This window comes from Bacillus haynesii (assembly GCF_001969855.1).
GTDB classification, from domain to species: domain Bacteria; phylum Bacillota; class Bacilli; order Bacillales; family Bacillaceae; genus Bacillus; species Bacillus haynesii.
Genome location: NZ_MRBL01000048.1, coordinates 1 through 2,773, shown reverse-complemented (window position 1 = coordinate 2,773; position 2,773 = coordinate 1). Strand labels below are relative to the sequence as shown.

The 2,773-nt window shown below is 43.1% G+C and carries 3 protein-coding genes and 1 pseudogene; 2 read left to right on the top strand and 2 right to left on the bottom strand.

What is annotated here, in order from left to right:
- A partial coding sequence (locus BTA31_RS22075) for a UPF0223 family protein (protein ID WP_193427271.1) occupies positions 1-134 on the bottom strand: 134 nt, incomplete at its 3' end.
- 254 nt (positions 135-388) lie between these two features.
- On the opposite strand from BTA31_RS22075, the gene BTA31_RS22070 reads away from it, so the two are divergent.
- On the top strand, positions 389-1,861 hold the full coding sequence (locus BTA31_RS22070) for an aminotransferase class I/II-fold pyridoxal phosphate-dependent enzyme (protein WP_094777459.1): 1,473 nt from the start codon (positions 389-391) through the stop codon (positions 1,859-1,861).
- 43 nt (positions 1,862-1,904) lie between these two features.
- Here the strand turns inward: BTA31_RS22070 and BTA31_RS22065 are convergent, their stop codons facing one another.
- On the bottom strand, positions 1,905-2,024 hold the full coding sequence (locus BTA31_RS22065; protein ID WP_020451249.1) for a GapA-binding peptide SR1P: 120 nt from the start codon (positions 2,022-2,024) through the stop codon (positions 1,905-1,907).
- Between the two features lie 522 nt (positions 2,025-2,546).
- On the opposite strand from BTA31_RS22065, the pseudogene BTA31_RS23480 reads away from it, so the two are divergent.
- Positions 2,547-2,773, top strand: a pseudogene (locus tag BTA31_RS23480) (hypothetical protein); the annotation flags it as partial.

Here is a 2,773-nt window from a genome sequence, read left to right as displayed (position 1 = left end):
TAAGCACTCATCAGCACGTCGCGCTCTACGCCTTTTTCATAAGCGAGCTCAACCGTCTGAAAAAACGATATGACATCTATCGCTTCCTCTGTGCTCCAGTCTTCATTCATCGGATATTGGTACCCTTCTTCCATTTGGTTCATCTCCTTGTGCAGTTCGGCCTGACGGCTTGTTTAACTTTAGTATTGGTTTTCTTTTTTGCGACTATCCAAAGGGACATAGAAGCCCTTACAGGAAAGATGATAAAATGTTCTTTACATTCTTTCAAGAACATAATATAATTCATTTGTTTTATGCCATCAAGCAAAAACGCAAAATAACTCAACGATTTTTGATAAAGAATAGTCTTTAAGGAAATAGCAGGTTTATCATGAAGGTGGGAAAACAATTGTTGCAGCACGAAACACCCCTATATACCGGATTAAAAAAACACGCCGGCAAAAACCCGATCCAGTTCCATATACCGGGGCACAAAAAAGGCTCTGGGATGGACCCTGAATTCAGGGAGTTTATCGGAGAAAACGCATTAAGCATAGATTTAATCAATATCGAGCCTCTCGACGATCTGCACGCACCGAAAGGAATTATCAAACAGGCGCAGGATCTGGCGGCTGAAGCATTCGGAGCCGACTACACGTTTTTTTCCGTTCAGGGAACGAGCGGCGCCATCATGACGATGGTCATGGCCGTATGCGGCCCCGGGGACAAAATCATCGTGCCGAGAAATGTTCATAAATCGGTGATGTCAGCGATCGTCTTCTCAGGCGCAATACCGATCTTCATCCATCCGGAAATCGACGATGAGCTGGGGATTTCACACGGAATCACCCCTGAATCAGCGAAAAAAGCGCTGCTTGAGCATCCTGACGCAAAAGGGCTCCTCGTCATCAACCCGACTTATTTCGGCATAGCTGCGGACTTAAGAAGCATCGTGGAACTGGCTCATTCATTTCATGTCCCTGTGCTTGTTGACGAAGCGCACGGCGTTCACATCCACTTCCATGAAGATCTGCCTCTTTCGGCAATGCAGGCCGGAGCGGATATGGCGGCGACAAGCGTTCATAAGCTCGGAGGATCCCTTACCCAAAGCTCGATTCTCAATATGAAAGAAGGACTTGTTTCAAAGGAAAGGGTTCAATCGATTTTAAGCATGCTGACGACGACATCGACCTCCTATCTATTGCTCGCTTCACTTGATGTCGCAAGAAAACGCTTAGCCACAGAGGGACACGAACTGATCGAACAAACGATTAAGCTCGCTGATGAAACAAGGAAGCGCATCAATGATATCAACGGCATTTCATGCGTCGGAAGGGAAATCCTCGGCTCCAAAGCGGCTTTTGATTATGATCCGACCAAATTGATCATTTCAGTGAAAGATCTCGGCCTGACCGGCCATGATGTGGAAAAATGGCTGCGCGAGTCATGCCAAATCGAAGTGGAGCTTTCTGACTTATACAACATCCTGTGCATTTTTACACCGGGAGACCGGAAAGAGGATGCGGATGCGTTGATCAAAGGCTTAACCGACATCGCTCAACAGGCCGCTTCAGCTGCGGAAAACAGACGCAAGCCTGAAGTGCTTCTGCCAAACATTCCGGCGCTTGCGATGACACCGCGTGACGCTTTTTATGCAAACACGGAAATTATCCCCTTCAAAAAAGCAGCTGGCAGAATCATTGCCGAATTTGTTATGGTTTATCCGCCAGGGATACCGATCTTCATTCCAGGGGAGATCATTACCGAGGATAATATCAATTACATCGAAAAGAATCTGGAAGCAGGGCTGCCTGTTCAAGGACCGGAAGATGACACTCTCCATATGATCCGCGTCATTAAAGAACAGCAAGCCATCCTGTAAAAACATAAAAGCATGCGGCACTTAAATAGCCGCATGCTTTTTTCTATTCTTCCTCTCTAAGATGGCAGTTGCACTGTCCGCACGTTCCGTAAAGAATCGTCACTTTTTCATCTTCAAAATGCTGAATGGTTTCATTGCAGTCTTGACAAACGATCGTGCCCATCTTACATTCCCCTTTTCTTTTCAAAATGGAAGCGTTTAAATTTGTTATCTCTATAATATTATGTCACATTGATATTGTCAACGGTAAATTGTATAACACATTTAAATCATTTTTGCTCTTTTTTAAAAAAAGACCATTCCTGTTATATATGTATTCCTGCTTAAAGCTTAAGCAGAACGCTTCCCCGCTGATCCCGACTATGTACCTAGCAAATACGTTCAACCTACAACATCTCATAAATAAAACAGCAGTTATCAATTGTGTAACAAATGGGTAACAACGAAAGATTATTTCAATTATCATGATAAAATAGGAATTGTTTACTAATCGAACAGGAAAATCGGCTTGCATTATATAGAGAGGTGAAGAGACGTCATGTGGTTTCGAGCAATATTCACCGCCGCAATTTGTTTCCTTTTTTTGACGAGTGGATGTTCTTTATCTCACATCATGCCTGACCAGCATCATCAAAGCGTCAACCAACGCCACCTCAAGCTCATCTTTTTTTCTGATGACGAGCATATGGAGCAGGAAGTGGCTTATTATGATGCGCTTTTGGATTTAAAAAAAGAATTTCCCGAACAGGTTTCAAATATGGAAATTTCACATGATAAAGGCCAGTGGAAAAAAGAGGTTAAAATCTTTCCAAGCTTGCTGCTTGTTAATGATAAGAAAGTACTAGTTAAAATTGAAGGAAAAATAAAAGATAAAGATAAAATTGTAAAGCTTCTTCATAAGGAATTGAAGCA